General features: G+C 64.9%; 2 protein-coding genes. Both read left to right on the top strand.

Going from position 1 to position 3010, the window contains the following annotated elements; all coding sequences use genetic code 11:
• Positions 1 to 903, top strand: a 903-nt coding sequence (locus QZ378_RS12555; RefSeq protein WP_291258509.1) for an aldo/keto reductase, incomplete at its 5' end; no start/stop codon positions are given.
• A gap of 98 nt (positions 904 to 1001) precedes the next feature.
• On the top strand, positions 1002 to 3010 hold a 2009-nt coding region (gene uvrA, locus QZ378_RS12550; RefSeq protein ID WP_291258508.1), incomplete at its 3' end, for an excinuclease ABC subunit UvrA.

The raw sequence follows: 3010 nt of genomic DNA, 5'->3' as shown, positions 1-3010 counted from the left end.
AAGCTGGAGGAGTACGGCATCAACTACATCGACACCGCCCGGGGCTACACCGTGTCCGAGGAGTATCTGGGCGCGGCGCTGGAGGGCCGCCGGGACAAGTTCATCCTGGCCACCAAGAGCATGGCCCGGGACAAGGCGGGCATGGCCAGGGACATCGAGACCAGCCTGTCCAACCTGCGCACCGGCCACATCGAGCTCTACCAGCTCCACAACCTGCCGGAGAAGGACATCGAGAAGGTGTTCGGTCCTGACGGGGCCTACGAGGCCCTGGCGGAGGCCAAGGCCGCCGGGAAGATCGGCCACATCGGCGTCACCGCCCACAACGCGGACGCGCTGAAAATCCTGGTGGAGCAGTATTCTGACCGTTTGGAAACCGTCATGTTCCCCTATAATATCGTGGAGGATCAGGGCAAGGAGGTGCTGGCCCTGGCCCGGGAGAAGGGCATGGGCACCATCGCCATGAAGCCCATGGCCGGCGGCAATCTGGACGACTGGAAGCTGGCCCTGCGGTACATCGCCGCCTCCGGCGTCATCGACATCTCCATCCCCGGCATGGGCTCCCCCGAGGAGGTGGACCGCAACGCCGCCGTAGATTTGGAAGCCCCCTTCACCGAGGCGGAGCAGGAGCAGTGCGCCGCCGTCCGCAAGGAGCTGGGCACCCAGTTCTGCCGCCGGTGCGGCTACTGCGCCCCCTGCTCCACCGGTATTGATATCCCCAGCTGCTTCCTCATGGCCAACTACACCCGCAAGTACGGTCTGGCCGACTGGGCCAAGGCCCGGTACAAGGCCATGACCTATCACGCCAGCTCCTGTGTCCAGTGCGGCGCCTGTGAGAAGCGCTGCCCCTACGGCCTGCCCATCCGGGACATGCTGGGGGATGTGGCCAAGGTGTTCGGTTACTGAGATGGCGGAGTGACTGGGCGTCCTGCTGGCTGTCTGCACCACTGCTTTAACTCCGGCCCTTCGGGCCGATTGCCACTGCAAAAGGAGAAACCGATTCTATGCTCGACCATATTTTCGTCAAAGGCGCACGGGAGAACAACCTGAAAAACATCGACGTGGACATCCCCCGGGACAAGCTGGTGGTGCTCACCGGCCTGTCCGGCTCCGGCAAGTCCTCCCTGGCCTTTGACACCATCTACGCCGAGGGCCAGCGCCGCTATGTGGAGTCCCTGTCCTCCTACGCCCGCATGTTCCTGGGCCAGATGGAGAAGCCCGACGTGGACTACATCGACGGCCTGTCCCCCGCCATCTCCATCGACCAGAAGACCACCTCCAAGAACCCCCGGTCCACCGTGGGCACGGTGACGGAGATCTACGACTACCTCCGCCTGCTGTGGGCCCGGGTGGGCACCCCCCACTGCCCCAAGTGCGGCAAGGAGATCCAGCAGCAGACCATCGACCAGATCATCGACCAGGTGATGGCCCTGCCCGAGGCCACCCGCATCCAGGTCATGGCCCCGGTGGTGCGGGGCAAGAAGGGCACCCACCAGAAGATCTTTGAGGACGCCCGCAAGTCAGGCTACGTCCGCTGCCGGGCCGACGGCTCCCTCTACGATCTCACCGAGGAGATCCCCCTGGACAAGAATAAGAAGCACAACATCGAGATCGTGGTGGATCGCCTGGTGATCAAGGAGGACATCCACCGCCGCCTCACCGACAGCGTGGAGACCGCCGCCGCCCTGGCCGGCGGCCTGGTGGTGATCAACATCGTGAACGAAGACCGGGACATCCTGTTCTCCCAGAACTACGCCTGTGAGGACTGCGGCATCTCCATCGAGGAGCTGTCCCCCCGCATGTTCTCCTTCAACAACCCCTTCGGCGCCTGCCCCACCTGCACCGGCCTGGGCTCCCAGCTGAAGGTGGATCCCGACCTGATCATCCCCAACAAGAAGCTGTCCATCCTGGACGGGGCCATCACCGCCTCCGGCTGGAACAACATCAAGGGGGACTCCATCTCCCGGATGTACTTCGACGCCCTGTCCAAGCAGTACGGCTTCAAGCTCACTACCCCGGTGGAGGAGCTTCCCCCGGAGGTCATGGACGTGATCCTCTACGGCACCAAGGGGGAGAAGCTGAAGCTGACCTATGACCGGGCCAACGGCAAGGGCACCCTGATGCAGGCCTTTGAGGGCGTGGTCAACAACCTGGAGCGCCGCTACAAGGAGACCCAGAGCGACGCCATGCGGCGGGAGCTGGAGGAGTGCATGGCCGAGCACCCCTGTCCCGACTGCGGCGGCAAGCGCCTGCGCAAGGAGGCCCTGGCCGTCACGGTGGGGGACATCAACATCGACACCTTCTGCCACAAGTCGGTGACCGAGGCCCTGGACTTCATCGCGCACCTGGAGCTGAGCGAGCAGAAGATGATGATTGCCGGCCGGATCCTCAAGGAGATCAAGAGCCGGCTGGGCTTCCTCCAGAGCGTGGGGCTCCAGTACCTGACCCTGAGCCGGGCCGCCGCCACCCTGTCCGGCGGCGAGAGCCAGCGCATCCGCCTGGCCACCCAGATCGGTTCCTCCCTCATGGGGGTGCTCTACATCCTGGACGAGCCCTCCATCGGCCTGCACCAGCGGGACAACGACATGCTGCTGGACACCATGAAGCACCTGCGGGATCTGGGCAACACCCTGCTGGTGGTGGAGCACGACGAGGACACCATGCGCGCCGCCGACTACATCGTGGACATCGGCCCCGGCGCCGGCGTCCACGGCGGCCAGGTGGTGGCCTGCGGCACCGCCGAGGAGGTCATGAACACCCCCGGCTCCATCACCGGCGACTACCTGTCGGGCCGGAAGAAGATCCCCGTGCCCACCGAGCGTCGGAAGGGCAATGGAAATTTCCTCACCATCCGGGGCGCGGCGGAGAATAACCTGCGGAACGTGGACGTGTCCATCCCCCTGGGCACCTTCACCTGTGTCACCGGCGTGTCCGGCTCCGGCAAATCCTCCCTGGTCAACGAGATCCTCTTCAAGCGGCTGGCCGCCGACCTGAACCGGGCCAAGACCCGGCC

The organism is Flavonifractor sp. (genome assembly GCF_019422385.1).
Lineage (GTDB): Bacteria > Bacillota > Clostridia > Oscillospirales > Oscillospiraceae > Flavonifractor > Flavonifractor avistercoris.
The sequence above is the reverse complement of the archived record's forward strand: the minus strand, read 5'-3'. Positions and strand labels throughout refer to the sequence as shown.